This is a genomic window from Pseudomonas sp. GW460-LB5, from assembly GCF_059423245.1.
The window spans coordinates 50,249-72,938 of sequence record NZ_JBWKXT010000010.1 but is presented as its reverse complement, the minus strand read 5'-3'; the positions used below and the strand labels follow the sequence as shown (position 1 = coordinate 72,938).

General features: G+C 62.7%; 22 protein-coding genes. 11 read left to right on the top strand and 11 right to left on the bottom strand.

The annotated features are described in order from the left end of the window. The first annotated feature begins 38 nt into the window (after window positions 1-38). Together AC07XM_RS08820 and AC07XM_RS08815 are read left to right on the top strand one after the other, a co-directional pair. The gene (locus AC07XM_RS08820; protein ID WP_024717366.1) at window positions 39-728 is read left to right on the top strand and encodes a hypothetical protein; all 690 of its coding nucleotides are present in this window, start codon (window positions 39-41) and stop codon (window positions 726-728) included. Continuing rightward, entirely contained in the window at window positions 725-1,348 is a 624-nt protein-coding gene (locus tag AC07XM_RS08815; RefSeq protein ID WP_016489381.1) for a hypothetical protein, read from the top strand. Before AC07XM_RS08820 ends, AC07XM_RS08815 begins: the two co-directional genes overlap by 4 nt. On the opposite strand, the gene AC07XM_RS08810 is transcribed toward AC07XM_RS08815, so the two are convergent. The 9 genes from AC07XM_RS08810 to AC07XM_RS08770 all read right to left on the bottom strand — a co-directional run bounded on the left by AC07XM_RS08810 (window position 1,345) and on the right by AC07XM_RS08770 (window position 12,575). Next, entirely contained in the window at window positions 1,345-1,941 is a 597-nt protein-coding gene (locus AC07XM_RS08810; RefSeq protein ID WP_016489380.1) for a MarC family protein, read from the bottom strand. The genes AC07XM_RS08815 and AC07XM_RS08810 overlap by 4 nt on opposite strands. A gap of 97 nt (window positions 1,942-2,038) precedes the next feature. Continuing rightward, complete coding sequence (locus AC07XM_RS08805) at window positions 2,039-4,810, bottom strand: hybrid sensor histidine kinase/response regulator (protein ID WP_023049271.1); 2,772 nt, start codon at window positions 4,808-4,810, stop codon at window positions 2,039-2,041. A gap of 150 nt (window positions 4,811-4,960) precedes the next feature. Then, window positions 4,961-6,256 (bottom strand): phosphoribosylamine--glycine ligase, encoded by a 1,296-nt coding sequence (gene purD / locus AC07XM_RS08800; RefSeq protein WP_102689306.1) that lies wholly within the window; start codon window positions 6,254-6,256, stop codon window positions 4,961-4,963. Window positions 6,257-6,438: 182 nt separating this feature from the next. Continuing rightward, entirely contained in the window at window positions 6,439-8,046 is a 1,608-nt protein-coding gene (purH, locus tag AC07XM_RS08795) for a bifunctional phosphoribosylaminoimidazolecarboxamide formyltransferase/IMP cyclohydrolase (protein ID WP_016489377.1), read from the bottom strand. Window positions 8,047-8,127: 81 nt separating this feature from the next. After that, complete coding sequence (gene fis / locus AC07XM_RS08790; protein ID WP_012274390.1) at window positions 8,128-8,448, bottom strand: DNA-binding transcriptional regulator Fis; 321 nt, start codon at window positions 8,446-8,448, stop codon at window positions 8,128-8,130. Next, entirely contained in the window at window positions 8,445-9,458 is a 1,014-nt protein-coding gene (dusB, locus tag AC07XM_RS08785; RefSeq protein ID WP_016489376.1) for a tRNA dihydrouridine synthase DusB, read from the bottom strand. Before dusB ends, fis begins: the two co-directional genes overlap by 4 nt. A 196-nt stretch (window positions 9,459-9,654) precedes the next feature. Then, a complete protein-coding gene (locus AC07XM_RS08780; protein ID WP_102689305.1) occupies window positions 9,655-11,022 on the bottom strand; it encodes a DUF3426 domain-containing protein in 1,368 nt (455 codons plus the stop codon). 42 nt (window positions 11,023-11,064) lie between these two features. Continuing rightward, the gene (gene prmA / locus AC07XM_RS08775) at window positions 11,065-11,943 is read right to left on the bottom strand and encodes a 50S ribosomal protein L11 methyltransferase (RefSeq protein ID WP_016489374.1); all 879 of its coding nucleotides are present in this window, start codon (window positions 11,941-11,943) and stop codon (window positions 11,065-11,067) included. A gap of 176 nt (window positions 11,944-12,119) precedes the next feature. Then, window positions 12,120-12,575 carry a MaoC family dehydratase gene (locus tag AC07XM_RS08770; protein WP_016489373.1) on the bottom strand — a complete coding sequence of 152 codons (456 nt, stop codon included), beginning with the start codon at window positions 12,573-12,575 and terminating at the stop codon, window positions 12,120-12,122. Between the two features lie 143 nt (window positions 12,576-12,718). Here AC07XM_RS08770 and AC07XM_RS08765 point away from each other — a divergent pair, with 143 nt between their 5' ends. From AC07XM_RS08765 to AC07XM_RS08755, 3 genes are read left to right on the top strand one after another with little or no spacing between them, the layout of a single operon-like run. Continuing rightward, entirely contained in the window at window positions 12,719-13,081 is a 363-nt protein-coding gene (locus AC07XM_RS08765) for a CidA/LrgA family protein (RefSeq protein ID WP_016489372.1), read from the top strand. Then, window positions 13,078-13,794 (top strand): LrgB family protein, encoded by a 717-nt coding sequence (locus AC07XM_RS08760; protein ID WP_016489371.1) that lies wholly within the window; start codon window positions 13,078-13,080, stop codon window positions 13,792-13,794. Before AC07XM_RS08765 ends, AC07XM_RS08760 begins: the two co-directional genes overlap by 4 nt. A 9-nt stretch (window positions 13,795-13,803) precedes the next feature. Further along, window positions 13,804-14,394 carry an LON peptidase substrate-binding domain-containing protein gene (locus AC07XM_RS08755; protein WP_016489370.1) on the top strand — a complete coding sequence of 197 codons (591 nt, stop codon included), beginning with the start codon at window positions 13,804-13,806 and terminating at the stop codon, window positions 14,392-14,394. Window positions 14,395-14,460: 66 nt separating this feature from the next. Here AC07XM_RS08755 and AC07XM_RS08750 read toward each other — a convergent pair whose 3' ends face one another. Together AC07XM_RS08750 and AC07XM_RS08745 are read right to left on the bottom strand one after the other, a co-directional pair. Next, complete coding sequence (locus AC07XM_RS08750) at window positions 14,461-15,777, bottom strand: bifunctional DedA family/phosphatase PAP2 family protein (protein ID WP_016489369.1); 1,317 nt, start codon at window positions 15,775-15,777, stop codon at window positions 14,461-14,463. Window positions 15,778-15,779: 2 nt separating this feature from the next. Next, a complete protein-coding gene (locus AC07XM_RS08745) occupies window positions 15,780-16,448 on the bottom strand; it encodes a DNA-3-methyladenine glycosylase (protein WP_102689304.1) in 669 nt (222 codons plus the stop codon). Window positions 16,449-16,745: 297 nt separating this feature from the next. On the opposite strand from AC07XM_RS08745, the gene AC07XM_RS08740 reads away from it, so the two are divergent. The 6 genes from AC07XM_RS08740 to rodA are packed head-to-tail and all read left to right on the top strand — an operon-like array spanning window position 16,746 to window position 22,678. Continuing rightward, window positions 16,746-18,017: a glutamate-5-semialdehyde dehydrogenase gene (locus tag AC07XM_RS08740; protein WP_102689303.1), complete on the top strand. Its 1,272-nt coding sequence runs from the start codon at window positions 16,746-16,748 to the stop codon at window positions 18,015-18,017. A gap of 1 nt (window position 18,018) precedes the next feature. Continuing rightward, entirely contained in the window at window positions 18,019-18,678 is a 660-nt protein-coding gene (gene nadD / locus AC07XM_RS08735; RefSeq protein WP_016489367.1) for a nicotinate-nucleotide adenylyltransferase, read from the top strand. Window positions 18,679-18,721: 43 nt separating this feature from the next. Then, window positions 18,722-19,153 carry a ribosome silencing factor gene (gene rsfS, locus AC07XM_RS08730; RefSeq protein ID WP_016489366.1) on the top strand — a complete coding sequence of 144 codons (432 nt, stop codon included), beginning with the start codon at window positions 18,722-18,724 and terminating at the stop codon, window positions 19,151-19,153. 9 nt (window positions 19,154-19,162) lie between these two features. Beyond that, complete coding sequence (rlmH, locus tag AC07XM_RS08725; protein ID WP_003249722.1) at window positions 19,163-19,630, top strand: 23S rRNA (pseudouridine(1915)-N(3))-methyltransferase RlmH; 468 nt, start codon at window positions 19,163-19,165, stop codon at window positions 19,628-19,630. A 16-nt stretch (window positions 19,631-19,646) separates the two neighbouring features. After that, entirely contained in the window at window positions 19,647-21,536 is a 1,890-nt protein-coding gene (mrdA, locus tag AC07XM_RS08720; protein WP_016489365.1) for a penicillin-binding protein 2, read from the top strand. Window positions 21,537-21,574: 38 nt separating this feature from the next. Then, a complete protein-coding gene (rodA, locus tag AC07XM_RS08715) occupies window positions 21,575-22,678 on the top strand; it encodes a rod shape-determining protein RodA (RefSeq protein WP_049275595.1) in 1,104 nt (367 codons plus the stop codon). The last annotated feature ends 12 nt before the right edge of the window (window positions 22,679-22,690 follow it).

Sequence of the window (22,690 nt, the reverse complement as noted above, 5' to 3'; positions counted from 1 at the left end):
ACGCCGCCTTGTTCGGTTCTTTGTGATGAGGTAACACGATGGATAGAGCAGCTGAGCAATTGATGTTGATTGGCGGAACAGCATTGCTGTATTCGCCGGGCACGGTCGAGGCACAACGCCAGGCCGCTTTTGATTCAATCCTTTACGCACAGTTGGTGGCCAACAAGCACGCCGGTTCACGCATCGACAATTATGAACGCTGGTATGCCGCGTATCGCGAGGCTTACCGCCAATTGGGCTGGATCAAGCTGGCCAGCACACATGACCTCAAGCAGTTGGGGCGACCCGTGCGCAACGCGCATATACAGCCACTTGAAGCCTGGCTGAAAATTCGCTCGTTACGCCATGAGGCCGTGCTGGCGGGAATCAAGTCGGGCCTCGCTCGATCTGCTGAGGGCTTGCGGCACCTGCTGAAGTTCAGCGCACACGACCAGGCCCAGTCCTCCACGCTGGTCATCGAACTCGGCGTACTCAAGCCGGGACCGACACTGGACCTGTGCAGCATCTCGATGCAAATCGACCAGCCACTCTCGCTGGTCTCGACGGAGACATTTACGAGCGAACACGTGCTTGATGGCGAAGCCGAGTTCAATGGCGTCTCTCTGGCGTTGGATGAAGGGCGCTTCCAGCACCAGCGTGGTGAATTGCAAGCCTTGATGCAAAGCAAAGACGCACAAGCTGCTTACCGCTTTGACCCTTACGCGCAACCTACAGGAGCAGCATCATGAGTGAAGCCACGTCTGCCGTGATCGGCGCCGGGATCGTTTCCTTTTTGCCAGGCATTGATGCCGCGCAGAAAGACAAGGTGAAGCTGGCCCTGGCGATGGCCGAACGAGCCACCGATACCGCTTACAAGGAGGGGCTGATAAAAGACTGGTTCGCTTATTACCGTAACCAGCTCAAATTCATGGGGTGGGATGCCGTAACGGCCGAGCAGATCCATTGGCCGGACAAGACGCGTACGCAGCAGACGGATCAACTGCTGCAGACGCTGTCCAAAACGGCCGGAGACAGCTTTGCTACATCGGTGAAAGTGTCTATTCAAACATTGCTGAAGAAGCCCTCGGTGCTGAAGGAACTTGAGACAAAGGCATTCGAGAGGCAACACTTTCAAGTGTTGGCCTGCGCGCCGGCTGGCAACAACCGGGTTGATATGGTGGTTTACCACGAAGCGGACAAACAGTCTGTTTTCAGTGCAGGGTTCATCAGCCGCAAGCGCAGTCACAAGAATGTGCGTGCGGAACTGGTACGGTTCAATATTCTGGCCTTTGAGAACAGCGTATTGCCAAAAGTCCAGGAAAGCGTCGTCAAGGTGTCCCAGGCGCGCATTCATGACTATGCCATCTAAGGCACCAGATACCCTTTGATCCCGGTAAAAATGATCTGCGCCGCCAGGGCACAGACGAACAGCCCCATCAGACGGCTGACGATCTGCAGGCCCTGGTCGCCAAGGATCCGCTCGATACCGTGCGACAGGTAAAGCACCAGGCCGACGGTAAAGCTGGCCAGCGCGATACTGACGATGGCCAGCAGTTTGTCGTCCCAGTGCGGTTGGCTCACACCCATCACCAAGAGGGCACCGATGGTACCGGGGCCAACCGTCAGCGGAATGGTCAGCGGCACGATCGTCACGTCCTGCTGCACGTTGTCGGCCTGTACCGCCGGCTTGCCCTGCGCCATCCCCAAAGCCGAAATGAACAGCACGCTGCCGGCCCCGATGCGGAAGGCGTCGGCGGTAATGCCGAAAATACCGAAGATCACCCGACCGAACAGGTAGAGCAGCACGCTGGCGACCAGGGCTGCGAAAGCGACCTTCCAGGCCAGTTGCTTGCGCTCCTTGCTGGAGTGGCCGCGGGTCAGGCTGATGAAGCACGACAGCACGAAGAACGGGCTGTAGAGCACGAGCATTTTCAGGTAGACGCTGAACAACTCATGGAGCATGAGCGCTGGTCCTCGGAAACTCAAAAAGGTTGCGCAATTATTGTGGGAGCGGGCCGTATTGATCTGGTGATCAGTGTTCACTGCACGACAGCGTAGTCTAGGAAGTAGGCGCCGGGTCCACCTTGGCTTCCCGGTGATTGGCCCAGTACTGGATCAGTTCGCGCAATTGCGACAGCTCGACCGGCTTGGCCATGTGCCCGTCCATGCCCGCCAGCCGGGCGCGTTCCTTGTGTTCTGTAAGAATGTGCGCGGTCAGTGCCACTACCGGGGTGCGCTGGCGCTGGTTGGCGGTTTCCCACGCACGCAGCTGCTGGGTGGCCGAGAAACCGTCCAGAATGGGCATCTCGCAGTCCATCAGCACCAGGTCATAGCGCTGGTTTTTCATTGCCTGCAGGGCCTCCTCGCCATTGCAGGCGGTGTCGGGCTCAAGGTTGAGCTTGCCGAGCATGCCGCGTATTACCTTGGTCGAAATGCTGTTGTCCTCGGCGACCAGCACGCGGAAGTCGCCTGGCAGGTCCAGTGCCTGCGGGATACCGGGCAGGCTGGCCGGCACCGCCTGATCGCGGCCGCGCTGAGCCAGTTCTTCGGCCAGGGTGGTTTTGAGTGTGTAGCCGGCCACCGGCTTGGCAAGTATCCGTTTGACCCCGGCGTTGCGTGCGATGACCTTACTCGGTGCATTGCTGATACCGGTGAGCATTACCACCAGAATGTCGTGGTTCAGGCTCGGGTCTTCCTTGATCTTGGCGGCCAGTTGCATGCCGGTCATGCCCGGCATGTTCTGGTCCAGCAGCACGGCGTCGAAGTAGTCACGCAGGTGCGCCTTGGTGCGTAACAGGGCCAGCGCTTCCTTGCCCGAAGGCACCGCGCTGACGTTCATGCCCCAGGCGCTGCATTGTTGCACCAGCACCTTGCGGCAGGTGTCATTGTCGTCCACCACCAGCACGCGGGCATCGCGCAGCGGGCTGTCGAGATCGGTTGGTGGCTGCTCCAGGCGAGAGGGGTCCAGCGGCAGGGTCAGCCACAGGGTGTTGCCCATGCCGGTGCTGCTCTTGATGCCGAACTCGCCCTGCATCAGGCCGATCAGCTGTTTGGCAATGACCAGCCCAAGGTGGCCGCCCAGCTTGTTGCTGGACAGGAAGTGGTGGCTGTGCAGCTCGGCTTGCAACAAGGCTTCACGGTCTGCGGCGGCCAACGGTTCGCCGCTGTCCTGCACAGCGATGCGCAGGCGCGGTAGCTCACCCCGTTGGTCCAGTGCCACTACCAGCAGGATTTCGCCCTGATCGGTGTTTTTCAGGGCGTTTTCCAATAGGCTCGACAAGGCCTGGCGCAGGCGTGTCGGGTCGCCACTGATCACTCGCGGTACCTGCGGCTGTGTGAAGCTGATCAGCTCGATGTTCTGCTGCTCGGCCTTGGCGCGGAAGATGTTCAGGCAATCCTCGATCAGTGCATTGAGGTCGAACTGCACGTCATCCAGCTCGATCTGCCGGGACTCCAGTTTGGAAATGTCGAGAATTTCGTTGATCAGTGTCAGCAGCTCGTTGCCGGCACTGTGGATGGTCTGCACATAGTCGCGTTGCTTGACTGACAGCGGTGTGCCCAGCAGCAACTCCGTCATGCCCAGCACGCCGTTCATGGGGGTGCGGATTTCGTGGCTGATCTTGGCCAGGAACTCGGCCTTGGCGTTCATTTCGGCATCGCTGGCGGCCAAGGCGCGGCTGGCGCTGAAGCGCTCTTCGCTCATGCGGCGCAGGCGTTCGCTGACTGCCAGGTTGAGCAGCAGGCCGCTGGCCACGGCCAGCCCCAGCAGAATGCACAATAGCCAAGGCGTAGCGGTACGGGTCAGGCCCAGCAGTGCCGGCAGCAGCACCAAACCACCCAGGTTGAACACCACCATGGCCAGGCTGAACAGCCGGCCGGGTGCATAGCCCCGGTACCAGTGGTAGCTGCTGACCAGCAGCATGCTCACGCTGCCCAGCGCCAGCAAGGCGTAGGTCATCAGGTTGAGGGGCAGGGTGTCGACGAACAGCAGCACCAGCCCGCTGACCCCGACCACCAGCATTTCGCCCTGCAGCAGGCGGTTGATCCGCGGCGAGTTGCACGGGTTGAAGAAGTGCTGGGTGAAATACAGCCCCGCCAGGCCGGCCAGTACCAGTGTCAGGTAGGCGGCCGGGGTTTGCGCGTTGTGCCACACGTGCCACCAAGGGCCGCTGAGGTTCAGCAGGATCAGGCCGCTGAGCAGCATCAGGCTGTGGTAGAGCGCCAGGATCAGGGTGGTGGTGGAGTGGCTGTAGAGGAAGCGGATCAGGTTATGCAGGATCAGCATGACCAAGCCGCCGAACAGCATGCCGAACAGCAGTGGCTGGCTATGGTCCGAGGCGGCTACGGCCGCAGGTTCAAGGCTGATGGCCGGGCGCAGCTGGTGCTCGGAGACCAGGCGCAGGTAGATGTCCAGTGGTTGCCTGCTGTTGGGCAGGGGCAGTACATGGTCGCTGCCACGCAGGGTCGGGCTGGCATTGCCGGCCTGGCGCCCGTGGTGCAACTGACGCAGAAGTTGGTCGCCCTGGAGGGCGTATAGGTCAAGCCCAGACAGGTCGGGGGCGAATACCCGAAGCAGTTGCTCCTGGTCGCCTGGTTCCAGGCGGTAGTGCAGCCACAAGGCCTGCTCCGGCGGAGCGGCATCCAGTTCGGCAAGTACCAGCGGGCTGAACTGGTTGCGATAGCGCTCGGAGCGTACATCGCTAAGTTGCAGGTTGGCCTGTTCGTCGAGCAGAACGGTCCAGCCTCCGTCATGCTCGGCTGCAGCCGGTAACATGAAGAGCAAGGTCAGCAAGGTGACGATCAGAGCTGAGGCAATCCGAAGCCGACGCACTACGAAATCCCTTCTTAGCCGATGTGCCGGGTACTAACTATGCGCGGCGCGCCAAGTCGAAGGCAAGGCCCGTGCCGGGCCTTGTCGACGAGCCGGATGCCGTGCGCCGGGCGGTTGACAGCCCCGGGCGGCACGGCGTTCCGGTAGTGCTTACTGCTGGTGTTCACCGCGCTCGCGGGCGATGGCCCGGTAGCCGATGTCGGTGCGGTAGAAACTGCCGTTCCAGCTTACTTCCCTGGCCAGGCGGTAAGCCTGCTGCTGCGCATCGGCAACCGTGCTGCCCATTGCCGTGGCGCACAGCACGCGCCCGCCGTTGGTGACCACTTGGCGGTCCTTGAGCGAAGTACCGGCATGGAACACCTTGCCTTCGATCTTGGCTGCTGCGTCCAGGCCGCTGATCACGTCGCCCTTGGCGTAGTCGCCCGGGTAACCGCCAGCCGCCAGCACAACGCCCAGGCTCGGGCGTGGGTCCCACTGGGCTTCGACCTTGTCCAGCGCCTTGGCGAAGGCGGCTTCGATCAGCAGCACCAGGCTCGACTCCAGGCGCAGCATGACCGGCTGGGTCTCTGGGTCGCCGAAGCGGCAGTTGAACTCGATGACCTTGGGGTTGCCCGCCTTGTCGATCATCAGGCCAGCATAGAGGAAGCCGGTGTAGACGTTGCCTTCCTCGGCCATGCCGCGCACGGTTGGCCAGATCACCTGGTCCATCACGCGCTGGTGCACGTCGGCGGTAACGACCGGGGCAGGGGAGTAGGCACCCATGCCGCCCGTGTTCGGGCCGGTGTCCTGGTCGCCGACGCGCTTGTGGTCCTGGCTGGTGGCCATGGGCAGCACGTTGTGGCCGTCGACCATGACGATGAAGCTGGCTTCTTCGCCGTCGAGGAACTCTTCGATCACCACGCGCGAACCGGCTTCACCGAAGGCATTGCCGGCCAGCATGTCACGCACGGCGGCTTCGGCTTCTTCGAGGGTCATGGCGACGATGACGCCTTTGCCCGCAGCCAGGCCGTCGGCCTTGATCACGATCGGCGCGCCTTTTTCTTGCAGGTAGGCCAGGGCCGGCTCGATTTCGGTGAAATTCTGGTAGTCGGCGGTCGGGATCTTGTGACGCGCCAGGAAGTCCTTGGTGAAGGCCTTGGAGCCTTCCAGCTGCGCTGCACCCTTGGTTGGGCCGAAGCAGTCCAGGCCACGGCTGCGGAACAGGTCGACCACCCCGATGACCAGTGGTGCTTCCGGGCCGACGATGGTCAGGTCGACGTTTTTCTCGGCAAAGTCGGCCAGTTGTTCCAGGGCGCATACGTCGATGGCGACGTTCTCGCACTTGGCTTCAATGGCGGTGCCGGCGTTGCCTGGGGCAACGAAGACTTTCTCCACGCGTGGGTCCTGGGCAACTTTCCAGGCCAGGGCGTGCTCACGGCCGCCGCTGCCGATGATCAAAACTTTCATGTCAAAACCTCGAATTCTTTCGGGCGCAAGGCGAAGCCTCACGCTGTACGAGGTCGCAATGAAGCAGGTAGATGCAAGGCGGGGCCGGTTCCGATGAGCGGAGTTGCCTTCTGGCAATGAGCATCAGCGGAACCGGCCCCAACGCAGCAGATGCCTGCTTCAGTGCGGCCGATTGCCGTAAATCAGTGGCGGAAGTGGCGCATACCGGTGAATACCATCGCGATACCGGCTTCGTCAGCAGCAGCGATGACTTCGGCATCACGCATCGAGCCACCCGGCTGGATCACGGCGCTGATACCCACTTTAGCGGCATTGTCGATGCCATCACGGAACGGGAAGAACGCATCCGATGCCATGACTGCGCCCTGCACCTGCAGGCCAGCATGCTCGGCCTTGATTGCAGCAATACGCGCGGAGTTGACGCGGCTCATCTGGCCTGCACCCACGCCGATGGTCTGGCGCTGCTTGGCGTAGACAATGGCGTTGGACTTGACGAACTTGGCCACTTTCCAGGCAAATACCAGGTCGTGGATTTCTTGCTCGGTCGGGGCCCGTTTGGTGACGATCTTCAAGTCATCGGCGGTGATCATGCCGATGTCGCGGCTTTGTACCAACAGGCCGCCATTGACGCGCTTGAAGTCCCAGCCGGCAGCGCGTTCGGCTGGCCACTCGCCGCATTCCAGCAGGCGTACGTTTTGCTTGGCAGCCACCACGTCGCGGGCAGCCTGGGAAATTTTCGGCGCGATGATCACTTCGACGAACTGGCGCTCGACGATGGCCTTGGCAGTTTCGCCGTCCAGTTCGCGGTTGAAGGCAATGATGCCGCCGAAGGCCGATTCGGTGTCGGTGGCGTAGGCCAGGTCGTAGGCCTTGCGGATGCCGCCTTCGTCTTCAGGCACAACAGCCACGCCGCACGGGTTGGCATGCTTGACGATGACACAGGCCGGCTTGACGAAACTCTTCACGCACTCCAGCGCGGCGTCGGTGTCGGCCACGTTGTTGAACGACAGCTCCTTGCCTTGCAGCTGGATGGCAGTGGAAATGCTCGCTTCGCCTTTTTTGGCTTCTACGTAGAACGCCGCGCTCTGGTGCGGGTTCTCGCCGTAGCGCATTTCCTGGGCCTTGACGAACTGGCTGTTGAAGGTACGCGGGAATTCGCTGCGTGCGGAAGTCGAAAGGGTGTCCTTGGCCTGGTCGATGGTGCCCATGTAGTTGGCGATCATGCCGTCGTAGGCGGCAGTGTGCTCGAACGCCTTGAGCATCAGGTCGAAGCGCTGGGCGTAGGTCAGGCCGCCGGCCTTCAGGCCTTCGACAATGCCGGCGTAGTCGCTGGCGTTGACCACGATGGCGACATCTTTGTGGTTCTTGGCTGCCGAACGGACCATGGTCGGGCCGCCGATGTCGATGTTCTCGATGGCGGTTGGCAAGTCACAGCCAGGCTTGGAAATGGTGGCTTCGAACGGGTACAGGTTGACCGCAACCAGGTCGATCGGCTTGATACCGTGCTCGCTCATGATGGCGTCGTCGGTGCCGCGACGGCCCAGGATGCCACCGTGGATTTTCGGGTGCAGGGTCTTGACCCGGCCATCCATCATTTCGGCGAAGCCGGTGTAGTCGGCCACTTCCACCGCGTTCACGCCGTTGTCCTTGAGCAGCTTGTAGGTGCCGCCGGTGGACAGGATCTCGACACCGAGCTGCTGCAGCTCACGGGCGAATTCGAGGATACCGGTCTTGTCGGAGACGCTGATCAGGGCGCGGCGGACTGGCAGGCGGGTAGTCTGGTCGGTCATTTCGGGTTCCAATAACGCGGTGGAGTCTGCAAAAAAGGCGCCTCTGTTCAGGGAGCCGCCTTTTCTGGTTGGGATTCTGGCTTACAGCAAGTCGTACTGCTTGAGCTTCTTGCGCAGGGTGCCTCGGTTCAGCCCGAGCATCTCGCTGGCCTTGGTCTGGTTGCCCTTCACGTAATTCATCACGCTTTCGAGCAGGGGCGCCTCCACTTCGGAGAGCACCAGGTTGTACACGTCCGTGACGGTCGCGCCTTCCAGGTGGGCGAAGTAGTTGTGCAGCGCCTTCTCGACGCTGTCGCGAAGGGTCTGGCCCTCTTCGCTCGGCGTGTTGAGGTGCTGTTTCAGGTTGGCGTTGTCGCTCACGGGCGTTGTTCCACTCACAAATGTCTCTGTCATCATCGTCATGCGGCCACCCCTTGTCCGTCCTCTGTCCCAAGGCTCTGTCGACGTTCACTGAAAAACGCGCGAACGTTGGCGCACTGCGCTTGTGTGTCTTCCAAAGCGTTGAACCGGGAGCGAAACTCCTTGCCGCCGGGTCGTGTTGCCAGGTACCAGCCAACGTGCTTGCGGGCGATACGTACGCCCATCACATCGCCATAAAAGGCATGCAACGCGGCCAGATGCTCCAGCAGGATGCGTTCCACTTCGTCCAGTTGCGGCGCTGGCAGGTGTTCGCCAGTGCGCAGGTAATGCTCGATCTCGCGAAAGATCCATGGCCGCCCTTGGGCTGCCCGGCCAATCAACAAGCCGTCGACCCCGGTGGCATCCAGCACCGCCCGGGCCTTTTCTGGCGAGGTGATATCGCCATTGGCAAAGACCGGGATCGACACCGCTTGCTTGATGGCTGCGATGGTGTCGTATTCGGCTTCGCCGGTGTAAAGATCGGCACGTGTACGGCCATGCACCGCCAGCGCCTGGATGCCGGCCTGTTCGGCAATTTTCGCCACGTTCAGGCCGTTCTTGTTCGCCCGGTCCCAACCGGTGCGGATCTTCAGGGTCACCGGGACGTCCACAGCGCCGACCACGGCGTGGAGGATCTCGCTGACCAAAGCTTCATCTCTCAATAAAGCAGAGCCTGCAGCTTTGTTGCAGACTTTTTTTGCCGGGCAGCCCATGTTGATGTCGATGATCTGGGCGCCCGCTTCGACGTTGGCCTTTGCTGCTGCAGCCATCATCTGCGCGTCACCACCGGCGATCTGCACCGAGCGTGGCTCGGGATCGCCTTCATGGATGCGGCGCAGGCTCGACTTGCGGCTGTTCCACAGGCTCATGTCGCTGGAGACCATCTCCGATACCACCATGCCTGCGCCCAGGCGCTTGCAAAGCGTACGGAAAGGTTGGTCCGTGACCCCGGCCATGGGCGCGAGGATCAGGTTGTTACGTAGTGTGTATGGGCCGATGCGTACCGCCGACATAGGTGATCCCTGTTGTGGGGCCGAATCTTGGAGTTCGAAAAAGGGTGGGCATGATACCCGCTCTCGGTGACCGGATAAAGATGGATTTGGATAAAATCTGAACAGTTGTCGGCTTATGACTTTTGGTATGAGCCAAGATCCGGGTACCGCGCGTACCCTCTGGGAGCGGGCATCCCCGCCTCCACAGGGTTGCTGGCTATTCCGGCGAACGGAAGCTGAGGCTGTAGTTCACGGCCTTCGGCCCCGGGTCGAGGATGTCCAGGGCGATATGGATCGGCGTCTGGCTTGGCATGTCGCCACGCCCGGCCAATTCGCCGGACAGGTACTCGCTGGGTTTGAAGCGCCGGCTGGCGATCAGTTGGCCATTGAGGTCGGCAAAACGCAGTTCCAGCAGCGGGAACGGTTGGGCGAACGGTGCACGGTTGTAAATGATCGCATCGACGATCAGTGCGCCTTTGAAATCCGGGTGGCTGCGCACCACCAGGTTGCTGCTCTTGATTCTTGAGATATCGACGCGGGTCGGTACCTGGCACCCGACCATCGGGCAAATTTGCTGGAAGATCGGCCGGTACTGGTCCTGGCGGGCCATCTCGTCGAAGTGGAACCACACATACTGGAATGCCAGCAGGCCAGCGGCCAGCAGGGTCAGGAAGCCCCACAGCAGGCGTTTGCCCCAGTTGGGTGCGGGTTTTTCCCAGCCCAGTTGCAGTGGGTCGTCGACCACATCGACCAGCGGCTCCTTGCGCAGCGGGCGCTCGGGCTTGCTGGCAAGGGCCGGCTCCAGGCGTTCACCCGGCAGCGGCTCATCAGGGTCATCGTCGCGTGCCGACAGGTGCAGGGCCAGCGGTTCATCATCGCGGGCGCTCAGGCCTTTTTCCGGGGTTTCGTCATCGCTGGCGCGCAGCGGTTCGCTGAATGCGGCCTGGTCATCGATTCCGGCTGCGCGGTGTACGGGCGGCTCGTCATCGTTGTCCAGGTCAAGGTTACTGCCCAGTGTCGGCTCGGTGCGTTCGCCGGGTACAGGCTCCAGGTCCAGCTCCAGGGGCTGCGGCTCCAGCACAGGGGCGGGCTCTGCGGGCGTTTTTGGCTCGAAGGGCTCACCGGTGGCGTTGCCGAACAAGTCGTCCGCGTGCTCGTCCGGACCCGGTTCGTCACGCCGCGCCTGCAGCCCGTCATCCATGTTGGCGGGGCGTGCCTGGGTCGGTTGGCCGCGCCGCTCCAGGCGTGCGAGCTCCTGGTCGAGGTCAAGTGCGTCCAGCGCCTGGGCGGTCAGGGCCCAGTCCTCGTCAGGGGTAATGCTGCGCTCGCGGGGGACAGGCTCGGGCGTGATTGCCGGCGCGGGCACGGGCTCGGCAGGCGCCGCTGGCACAGGCACAGGTGCAGGTACTGGCACCGGCAGCTCAGGTGCGCTGGCACGGTTCTGCTCCAGCAGTTGCTTGGCGGCATTGAACACCTGCAGGCAATGGCCGCAGCGGACTACGCCGCGGGCCACGCTCAACTGGTGGTGGGTGACGCGAAAGCTGGTCTGGCAATGCGGGCACTGGGTGACGAAACTGTCGGTCATGCGGCAATCCGGGAGCTGTGCAGAAGGATATTCTAGGCCCGCTTAGCGGCGGCGACCACTGATGCGCACCCAGCCATCGCGAACGACGATCGGGTCCAGCTCGAAGTCGGCGGCGTAGGCCGCAGCCACGTCCTCACCCTGTTCGGCCAGAATGCCGGACAGCGCCAGCAGGCCACCTGGGCGCACCAGGCCCGACAGCTGCGGAGCCAGCGACACCAGCGGGCCAGCGAGGATATTGGCGACCAGCACGTCGGCCTGCATGGCCGGCATGTGCTCGGGCAGGTACAGCGCCAGCTTCTCATCGGCAATGCCGTTGCGCTGGGCGTTATCGCGCGAAGCTTCGATGGCCTGCACGTCGATGTCGGTACCGACCGCTTCACGGGCGCCCAGCAGTAGCGAAGCGATGGCCAGAATGCCCGAGCCGCAGCCGAAGTCCAGCACCTGGGTGCCTTCAAGTTGCTGGCCGTCGAGCCATTCCAGGCACAGGGCAGTGGTGGGGTGGGTGCCAGTGCCAAAGGCAAGGCCTGGGTCCAGCAGCAGGTTCACTGCGTCCTTTTCCGGGGCGTCGTGCCAGCTGGGCACAATCCACAGGCGGCGGCCGAAACGCATAGGCTGGAAGTTGTCCATCCAGCTGCGCTCCCAGTCCTGGTCCTCGATTACCTCGGCCTGGTGCTGTGGCAGCTCGGCGCCGGTCAGCAGGCGCAGGTGGGCAAACACCTGCTCGGGCTCGGCATCGGCCTCGAACAGCGCCAGCAGGTGGGTGTGCGACCACAGCGGGGTGGTGTTGAGGTCTGGCTCGAAGATCGGTTGATCTTCGGCATCCATGAACGTGACCGAGACGGCGCCTACTTCGAGCAGGGCATCTTCGTAGGTTTCGGCTTGTTCCGGGCTGATGGCCAGGCGTACTTGCAGCCAGGGCATGGCGGGCACCTTTGGTAAATCGACGGGGGCAGCCCTAGGCTGCGCGAAGGCTCGCAGTCTACGCGAGTGCGGAAGATTTGTGGATCGGGGCCGCTTTGCAGCCCATTCGCAGCACAAGGCTGCTCAGGAGCTCGCATACCCCTGCGGGAGCAGCCTTGTGCTGCGAATGGGGCGCATCAGACGAAACAGAGCGAGAGCGACTCAGCTATATAAGCAGGCTTCTCTTCACCCTCGATTTCCAGCGTAGCAATTGCCTTGAGCAGCCATTGCCCCGGCTTCTTCTGCACCACTTCGGCCAGGTCCACCTTCAGCCGCACCTGGCTGTTGACCTTGACCGGCTGGATGAACCGTACGCTGTCCAGCCCATAGTTCACCACCATCTTCAGCCCTTGCGGCAGGACCAGGATGTCCTCGATCAGCTTGGGGATCAGTGACAATGTCAGAAAACCATGGGCGATGGTGCCGCCAAACGGGGTTTCGGCCGCCTTTTCAGGGTCGACATGGATGAACTGAAAATCGCCTGTCGCCTCGGCGAACAGGTTGATGCGCTGCTGATCGATCTTCAGCCAGGCGGAGTGGCCCAGCGCTTTACCAACATACTGCGAAAGCTCTGTAACCGGCACATAGGGCATCGCGGACTCTCCAGGTTGTCAGTTGGTACGAAAGTGCAAGATCAGCACGGCGAACCGTTTCAGTCAAGTTGTCTGTTTTTCGACGAATATCGGTATATCGCTGTGCGTGCTTATAATGGCGGCCGTGCCCGAGGGAGATGCTTATGCTGTTGCGTGGTTTGACCTGGCTGGTGCTGTTCCAGCTGCTGGGGACGGCGATCAACCACTTGTTGGTGCCGTTTCTGCCGGGGCCGATCATCGGCCTGGTGCTGCTGTTGGGCTTCCTCATGGCCCGCGGTGAGGTGGGCAAGCCATTGAACGAGGCGGCCAGCAGCCTGCTGCGCTACCTGCCGCTGTTGCTGGTACCGCCGGCAGTGGGGGTGATGGTGTATGCCAAAGACATCGCCGCCGACTTCTGGGCGATTGCCGGAGCCCTGCTGATCTCCTGCCTGGTGACGCTGGTTTTTGTGGGTGTGCTGATGCAAACGCTCATTCACCGCCAGGGCAAGCGCGAGGAGCGGCCATGATGCCCGATTGGCAAGGCGCGCTGGATGCAGTGGTGCACCATCCTTTGTTTGGTATCGGTATCACGCTCGGTGCCTACCAGGTGGTGCTGGCGGCCTACGAGAAAACCCGCTGGATCTTCCTGCAGCCGGTACTGGTATCGATGTTGCTGGTAATCGGCGTGCTGCTGCTGTGCGGCATTGAATACAGCGAGTATCGCAAGAGCACCGAAATCATGAACATCCTGCTGGGCCCCGCCACTGTGGCGTTGGCCGTGCCGCTCTACCTCAACCTGCGGCGTATCCGGCAGCTGTTCTGGCCCACATTTACTACGCTGGTAATCGGGGGCCTGTTCGCCACGCTCTGCTGCCTGTTGCTAGGCTGGTGGTTCGGTGCAGAACACATGATCCTGATGACCATGGCACCCAAGTCGGTGACCTCGCCAATTGCCATGCTGGTGGCAGAGCAGATTGGCGGTGTGGCGGCGCTGGCGGCAGTGTTCGTACTGATCACCGGGGTGATTGGCGCCATCTTCGGCCCGGCGCTGCTGAGCCGCTTCGGCGTGCATAGCCCTGAGGCGCGCGGCATGTCGCTGGGCGTCACGGCGCATGCGGTGGGGACCTCGGTCGCCCTGCAGGAAGGTGACGAATGCGGCGCTTTTGCCGCGTTGGCGATGAGCTTGATGGGGGTAGCCACGGCAGTGTTCCTGCCGCTGGCGGTCAGCCTGGTAGCTTGAGGAATTGTGATGACACTACCGCTGTTTCCGCTCAATACCGTGCTGTTCCCGGGCTGCTTTCTCGATTTGCAGATTTTCGAGGCGCGCTACCTGGACATGATCGGGCGCTGCATGAAGCAGGGCGAAGGCTTTGGGGTGGTCTGCATCCTGGAAGGTGAACAGGTTGGCAAGGCGCCACCGATGGTCGCTTCGATTGGCTGTGAAGCGGTGATCCGCGACTTTGCGCAGCAGGATAATGGCTTGCTGGGTATTCGCGTTGAAGGGGTGCGGCGCTTCAGTCTGGCAAGCACCGAGGTGCAGAAGGACCAGTTGCTGGTGGGGCAGGTGCAATGGCTGCCGGAGCACGCGGACAGCCCGTTGCTCGATTCCGATGATGACCTGCTGGCGCTGCTGGTGGCGCTGGGTGAGCACCCGATGGTCGAGGCGCTGGACATGCCGCGCCCGGTGGACGGGCGCCAGGCGCTGGCCAACCAGCTGGCGTACCTGCTGCCGTTCATGGAAGAAGACAAGCTGGACCTGCTGACCCTCGACTCGCCGCAGCAGCGATTGGGGGAGATTCAGAAATTGCTGGAGCGGATTCAGGGTGAGCTTTTCGCCTGATCTCTTTGTGCTGCTTGGGCTGGCCTCTTCGCGGGCAAGCCCGCGAAGAGGCCAGTAAGGGCGACATCAATATTGGTATCTGAGCAAAGCCTGCGGCAGCGCATGCATTGCAAAGAACGCCAGCAGCGCGATACATGCCGGCAACACCAGCCACCACACCCGCAGCGGCAGGGCCGGCAGTGTCTGCTGGCGCTGCGCCACAGTCAGGCTAAGCGCGCATACGCAGCAGGCCAGCAGGGCGCCGGCCAGGATGTCGGTTGGCCAGTGCGCCCCCAGGTACACCCGTGACAGGGCAATCGCCAGCGCCGGAATGCAACCCAGCATCACCCAGGTCAGGCGCATGCGCGGCGGCTGTCCGCGCCCTGCCAGCACTGCCATGACCAGAAAGAACGCAAACGACGCCGAGCTGTGCCCGCTGGGCATGCTGTAGCTGGTCAGTGGGTCGGTCAGCACTTCCGGCCGCGCCCGGGCAAACAGCCATTTCAGTGTACCGTTGGCGATCGCTGTGCCCATCAGCGCGCCAGCGGCAAAAAACGCGTGCCGCCACTGGCGGGCAAGCAGCAGCAGGCCGGTCAGCAGGGCGCCGAGAAACAGTTGCGTGCGGAAATCGCCCAGCCGGGTCACCAGTACCACGGCGCCGTCGATGGCCTGGCTGCGATGCTCCTGCACCAGTGTCATCACGCCCTGGTCGAACTCGTGCAGGTAAGGCCAGCCGAGGAATAGCCCGGCCAAGGCAGCGAAGCTCATGCCGGCGATCAGTCGTGTCCCATGGCGCTGGTCGCGAATGCTGGTGGTCAGGCTAAGGCCGATGATGACCGCCAGGGTGCCGGCGATGATGCCGGCGTCCAGCCAGAAACCTTCCGGCAGCGGCAGGCGCATGGCCGCGCCGGTAGCCCAGCCTGGCAGCAGGTAGGCGACCGACCAGCCGGCGCCGGCCACCAGGCTGACTGCGATGAAGCGCGGCAACGGCATGTCGAACATGCCCGCGACCATTGGCAGCATGGGCCGCAGCGGCCCGATGAACCGCCCTACCAGCAGGCTGGCAATGCCGTAGCGCTGAAAATAGGTCTCTGCACTGCCAATCCACTCCGGGTGGTGGCGCAGTAGCGGCAGGCGGCGAATGTTCTGGTGGAAGTACTTGCCCAGTGTGTACGACACGGCGTCGCCCAAAAGGCCGCCAAGAAAGCCCAGCAGCAACGTTTCGCCCAGACTGAAGGCGCCACTGCCGGCCAGTACCGCGACAGCAAACAGCAGCACAGTGCCAGGCACGATGATGCCGGCAATAGCCAGGCACTCAATGCAGGCCACCAGGAAAATCGCCAGGCCAAGCCACTGCGGGTTGGCGCTTAGCCAGCCGGTCAGGCTGTCGAGCCATTGGCCCATGTTCAGCTTCCTTGTTCGAGAATGAAGAAGTCACGGCCTTCGACTTGGCCGCGACGTAACGGGTTCCGCGTGCAGAACCGGGCGTACTCGGCGTCGACGAAGCGGTAGGGCAGGTGCTCGTCGCGCCCGTGCGGGATGCCCAGCCTTGCAGTCTGGATAACCCTTGGTACGGCGTTGCCGCAATCGTCCACATACAGCCGCTCGGCGTCGAAGCGCTGGGCGTCCCACACTGGCACTTTCAGGCCCAGGGCTCGGCACAGCAGGGTCTGGCCGGCGCACAGGCGTTCATCCGGGCGGAGCTTGCTGCAGGCGTCGGGGTTGTTCAGTTGCATCTGCGCCAGGCTGTCGGGGCCCGAGAGGTCGTCCTGCCAAGGATAGGCAGACTTGATCAGCACCGCGTTGCCCGGCCCGTGGGCGCTGAAGTTCAGCGAGTCGCCGCCGCGGGCGTAGTACATGTAGATGTGCCCGCCATCGAGGAACAGCGCCTTGCGCTTTTCGGTGTAGCCGAGCGAGGCGTGGCTGCCTTTGTCGGTGAGGTAATAGGCCTCGGTCTCGATGATGCGTGCGGCCAGCCACAGGTCGCCGTGGCGGTGGCGGATTACCTTGCCCAGCAGGGCCTTGGCCACGGTCTGGGCGTCACGGTCGAAAAAGCTGTCGGGCAGGGCTGGCATGCGGGCAGTTCGTGGCGGGGGACGCGGGGATGATAGCAATGAATGGCTTAATCTTGGCTGAACCTGTGGGGCGATTGATTGGTATCCATATGTTTCATTGGTAGCGGCTGTCAGGGGTTCGCCTTGATGTGTTTGGTGCCTGTGAAATCGAGCGCCGCGCGGGCGGCCCTCGATTTCACAGGCGCAGACAATCGTGAGACGAACACCCATTTTCTACCATCCGCCACCCGCCGCTGGGCGTACACCTGCGCGGCAGTTATAATCAGCCGATTTCCCCTTCGCCAAGACACCGAACCCATGACTGAGTCCGTTCTTGACTACATGACCCGTTTGGGTCGCGCTGCCCGTGAGGCTTCCCGGGTAATCGGCCGTGCCAGCACCGCGCAGAAAAACCGCGCCTTGCAAGCCGCTGCCGATGCGCTGGATGCTGCCCGTGCGGAACTGACTGCCGCCAACGAGCTGGACCTGGCCGCCGGCCGCGCCAATGGCCTGGAGCCGGCACTGCTCGACCGCCTCGCGCTGACCCCTGCACGTATCGATGGCATGATCACCGGCCTGCGCCAGGTCGCCAGCCTGCCGGACCCGGTTGGTGCCATCCGCGACATGAGCTACCGCCCATCGGGTATTCAGGTTGGCAAGATGCGCGCACCGCTGGGCGTGATCGGGATCATCTACGAGTCGCGCCCGAACGTGACCATCGATGCTGCCAGCCTGTGCCTGAAGTCAGGTAACGCGACCATCCTGCGTGGCGGCTCTGAAGCCATCCATTCCAACCGTGCTATCGCCACCTGCATCCAGCGTGGCCTGGCCGCCGCGGGCCTGCCGGCTGCCGTGGTGCAGGTGGTCGAGACCACCGACCGCGAAGCCGTGGGCGCGCTCATCAGCATGCCGCAATTTGTAGACGTCATCGTGCCGCGCGGCGGCCGTGGCCTGATCGAGCGCATCAGCCGCGATGCCCGCGTTCCGGTCATCAAGCACCTGGACGGCATCTGCCACATCTACGTCAGCCAGCATGCCGATCTGGAAAAGGCCTGGAACGTGGCCTTCAACGCCAAGACCTACCGTTATGGCATCTGCGGCGCCATGGAAACCCTGCTGGTCGACCAGCAAGTGGCCGAGCGTTTCCTGCCGGAAATGACCCGCCGCTTCCAGGAGAAGGGCGTGGAACTGCGTGGCTGCGAGCGTACCCGCGCGCTCATCGAGGCCAAGCCGGCCACTGAAGACGACTGGCACACCGAGTACCTGGACGCGATCCTGTCGATCCGCGTCGTCGATGGCCTGGACCAGGCCATCGAGCACATCAACCACTATGGCTCACACCACACCGACTCGATCATCAGCGAACACCAGGGTGAAGCCCGCCAGTTCATGGCTGAGGTGGACTCGGCGTCGGTCATGCTCAACACCCCGACCTGCTTTGCCGACGGTTTCGAGTACGGGTTGGGTGCGGAAATCGGTATTTCCACCGACAAGCTGCATGCCCGTGGCCCGGTCGGCCTGGAAGGCCTGACCTGCGAGAAGTACGTAGTGATCGGCGACGGCCAGCTGCGCGGTCAGGAGTCCTGCTGAGTTGAGCACGGCCCAGGCAGTCCGGCGCATCGGCATTCTAGGTGGCACCTTCGACCCCGTGCATATAGGCCACCTGCGCAGCGCGCTGGAAGTGGCCGAGTTCATGGGGTTGGACGAACTGCGCCTGTTGCCCAACGCCCGGCCGCCGCACCGCGACACCCCGCGGGTGGCCGCGCAGGATCGCCTGGCCATGGTCCGCGAAGCGGTGCAGGGCGTGGCTTGCCTGAGCGTCGATGCGCGCGAGCTTGAGCGGGACAAACCGTCCTACACCATCGATACGCTGGAATCGATCCGCGCCGAACTGGCCGGCCACGACCAGCTGTTCCTGGTGCTGGGCTGGGATGCCTTCTGTGGTCTGCCGGGCTGGCACCGCTGGGAAGAATTGCTGCAACACTGTCACATCCTGGTGCTGCAACGCCCGGATGCCGACGTAGAACCCCCTGACGAGCTGCGCAACCTGCTGGCTGCGCGCTCGGAGAGCGATCCCGCCGCCATGTCCGGCCCGGCGGGAAATATTTCGTTCGTCTGGCAGACGCCGCTTGCGGTGTCGGCTACACAGATCCGACAGCTGCTGGCCAGCGGCAAATCGGTGAGGTTCCTGGTGCCGGACGCCGTACTGGCCTACATCGAGGCGCACGAACTGTATCGTGCGCCTAACTGACGGTGCCTCTGGCGCCTCATCCAACGAGTTGAACGAGTTTTATATGAGCAAGCAGAAAACCAATGGCATCAGTGGCGAAGAACTGGTCAAACTGACCATTAGCGCTCTGGAAGACGTCAAAGCCCAGGACATCCAGGTCATCGACGTGCGCGAAAAGCACAGCCTGACCGACTACATGATCATTGCCACCGGTACCTCCAACCGCCAGATCAACGCGATGCTGGAAAAGGTCCGTGAAGCGGTCAAGAAACAAGGCGCACAGCCGCTGGGCGAAGAAGGCAAGGGTGACAGCGACTGGGTGCTGCTGGACCTGAACGACGTCATCGTGCACATGATGACCGCCGCTGCCCGCCAGTTCTACGACCTGGAGCGTCTGTGGGCGGGTGCCGAGCAGAGCCGTGCTGCTGATGCTAAGCATCACAGCCCGGAAAACGCCAGCGCCTACTTCGATGACAAGATCAAAGACCGGGAATAAGGAAGCGTCGTGCGTCTGCGCCTGATCGCGGTCGGCTCGCGCATGCCGAAGTGGGTCGAGGAAGGTTGGCATGAATATGCCAAGCGCCTGCCCGCCGAGCTGTCGCTGGAGCTGGTGGAAATCCCGCTGAACACCCGTGGCAAGAATGCCGATGTCGCCCGCCTGATCCGTCAGGAGGGCGAAGCCATGCTGAGCAAGGTTCAGCCTGGGGAACGCATTGTCACCCTCGAGGTCCATGGCAAGCCCTGGAGCACCGAGCAGCTGGCGACCGAGCTGGACCGCTGGCGCCTGGATGCGCGAACGGTGAATTTGATGGTGGGCGGCCCGGAAGGCCTGGCGCCTGAGGTTTGCGCGCGCGCCGAGCAACGCTGGTCGCTGTCGCCGCTGACCCTGCCACACCCGTTGGTAAGGATACTGATCGGCGAGCAGATCTACCGCGCCTGGACCGTGTTGTCCGGGCACCCATACCACAAATGAGCCTGTAAGCAGTCAGATGTCGCAGCCGATCCGCCTCAAGGACCACGAGAAAGACGCCCGCCTGGTGCGCAACCGCGTCGTGGTCGGCGCGGTGGCGATCATGCTGCTTATTTGCGTGCTGATCGCGCGGCTGTACTACCTGCAGATCATCCAGTACGACTATCACTCGACGCTGTCGGAGAACAACCGGGTGCATGTGCAGCCGATCCCGCCGACCCGCGGGCTGATCTTCGACCGCAACGGGGTAATCGTTGCCGACAACCGGCCCAGCTTCAGCCTGTCGATGACCCGCGAACGTGCGGGTAACTGGCAGGAAGTGCTGGATACCATCGTCGAAGTACTGGACCTGACGGCCGACGACCGGGCCCTGTTCGAGAAGCGCATGCGCCAGGGCCGTCGGCCGTTCGAGCCGGTGCCGATCTTGTTCGAACTCAACGAAGAGCAGATCGCCCGGGTGGCGGTGAACCAGTTCCGCCTGCCAGGCGTGGAAGTGGTGGCCCAACTGGTGCGGCATTACCCGCAGGGTGCGCATTTCGCCCATTCGGTGGGTTATGTGGGGCGGATCAACGAGAAAGAGCTGAAAACGCTCGACCCGGTGAACTACAGCGGCACCCACCATATCGGCAAGACCGGCATCGAGCGCTTCTACGAAGACGACCTGCACGGCCAGGTCGGCTACGAAGAAGTCGAGACCAACGCCCGAGGCCGCGTGCTGCGGGTGCTCAAGCGCACCGACCCGAAACCGGGCAAGGACATTGTGCTGAGCCTGGACATCAAGCTGCAGGAAGCCGCCGAGGCCGCCCTGGGTGGCCGGCGTGGCGCAGTGGTAGCACTCGACCCACGCACTGGCGAGGTGCTGGCGATGGTCAGTCAGCCCAGCTTCGACCCCAACCTGTTCGTCACGGGCATCAGCTTCAAGGCCTATGCCGAACTGCGCGATTCGATCGACCGGCCGTTGTTCAACCGCGTGCTGCGTGGCCTGTACCCGCCCGGTTCGACCATCAAGCCGGCGGTGGCCATCGCCGGCCTGGACAGTGGCGTGGTCAATGCCAGCAGCCGGGTGTTCGACCCGGGCTATTACCAACTGCCCAACTATGACCACAAATACCGTAACTGGAACCGCTCCGGCGATGGCTGGGTCGACCTGGACACCGCGATCATGCGTTCCAACGACACCTACTTCTACGACCTTGCGCACAAGATGGGCATCGATCGGCTGTCCAGCTATATGAACAAGTTCGGCATCGGCCAGCGGGTTTCCCTCGACATGTTCGAGGAGTCCGCCGGGTTGATGCCGTCGCGCGAATGGAAGCGTGCCACCCGCCGTCAGGCCTGGTTCCCCGGTGAAACACTGATTCTCGGCATTGGCCAGGGCTATATGCAGGCCACGCCGCTGCAACTGGCCCAGGCCACTGCGCTGATCGCCAACAAGGGGGTGTGGAACCGCCCGCACCTGGCCAAGACCATCGAAGGCCAGCAGCCTGTGGACGACAACCCTATGGAAAACATCGTGCTGCGTGACAAGTCCGACTGGGCCAAGGTCACCCATGGCATGGAGCAGGTAATGCACGGCGCCCGCGGCACTGCGCGCAAGGCTGCCGCCGGCGCCCAGTACCGCATTGCCGGCAAGAGCGGTACCGCCCAGGTGGTGGCGATCAAGCAAGGCGAGAAGTACGACCGCAACAAGCTTCAGGAGCGCCACCGCGACCACGCCCTGTTCGTCGCCTTTGCGCCGGCCGAAGCCCCGAAAATCGTGGTATCGGTGATGGTCGAGAACGGTGAGTCCGGCTCGGGTGTCGCTGCGCCCGTGGTACGCCAGATCATGGACGCCTGGCTGCTCGACGAAAATGGCCGGCTCAAGCCCGAGTTCGCGCCTGCCACCGTTACCCAGGAATCGGCCCTGTGATGAACAATTTCGATCGCATGCTCTCCAGTGAGGATGTGATGCGTCGGCGCGCCAGCTTTCTGCAGCGTATCCATGTCGACGGCCCCTTGCTGATCATTCTGCTGACCCTTGCGGCCGGCAGCCTGTTCGTCCTGTATTCGGCCAGTGGCAAGAACTGGGACCTGCTGCTCAAGCAGGCCACCTCGTTCGGCATAGGCCTGGTGTCGATGTTCGTCATCGCCCAGCTGGAGCCGCGCTTCATGGCCCGCTGGGTGCCGCTGGCGTACTTGACCGGGGTGCTGTTGCTGGTGGTGGTGGACGTGATGGGCCACAACGCCATGGGCGCCACGCGCTGGATCAATATCCCCGGGGTGATCCGCTTCCAGCCCTCGGAATTCATGAAGATCATCATGCCGGCGACCATCGCCTGGTACCTCTCCAAGCGCACCTTGCCGCCCCACCTGAAGCACGTGGCGATCAGCCTGGTGCTGATTGGCGTGCCGTTCATCCTGATCGTGCGCCAGCCCGACCTGGGCACGGCGCTGCTGATTCTCGCCTCCGGCGCCTTTGTGCTGTTCATGGGGGGCCTGCGCTGGCGCTGGATCCTCAGTGTGCTGACGGCGGCGGTGCCGGTCGCGGTGGCGATGTGGTTTTTCGTCATGCACGACTACCAGAAGCAACGGGTACTGACCTTCCTCGACCCGGAAAGCGACCCGCTGGGCACGGGCTGGAACATCATCCAGTCGAAGGCGGCGATCGGCTCGGGCGGGGTGTTCGGCAAGGGCTGGCTGCTCGGCACCCAATCGCACCTGGATTTTCTGCCGGAAAGCCACACTGACTTCATCATCGCCGTACTGGGCGAGGAGTTCGGCCTGGTCGGCATCTGCCTGTTGCTGATCGTCTACCTGTTGCTGATCGGCCGTGGCCTGATGATCACCGCCCAGGCGCAGACCCTGTTCGGCAAGCTGCTCGCGGGCAGCCTGACCATGACTTTCTTTGTGTACGTGTTCGTCAATATCGGGATGGTCAGCGGCCTTCTGCCTGTGGTGGGTGTGCCGCTACCCTTCATCAGCTATGGCGGAACATCGTTGGTGACGCTGCTGTCAGCGTTTGGCGTTTTGATGTCGATCCACACGCACCGCAAATGGATCGCACAGGTTTGAATAAGGTGAAGA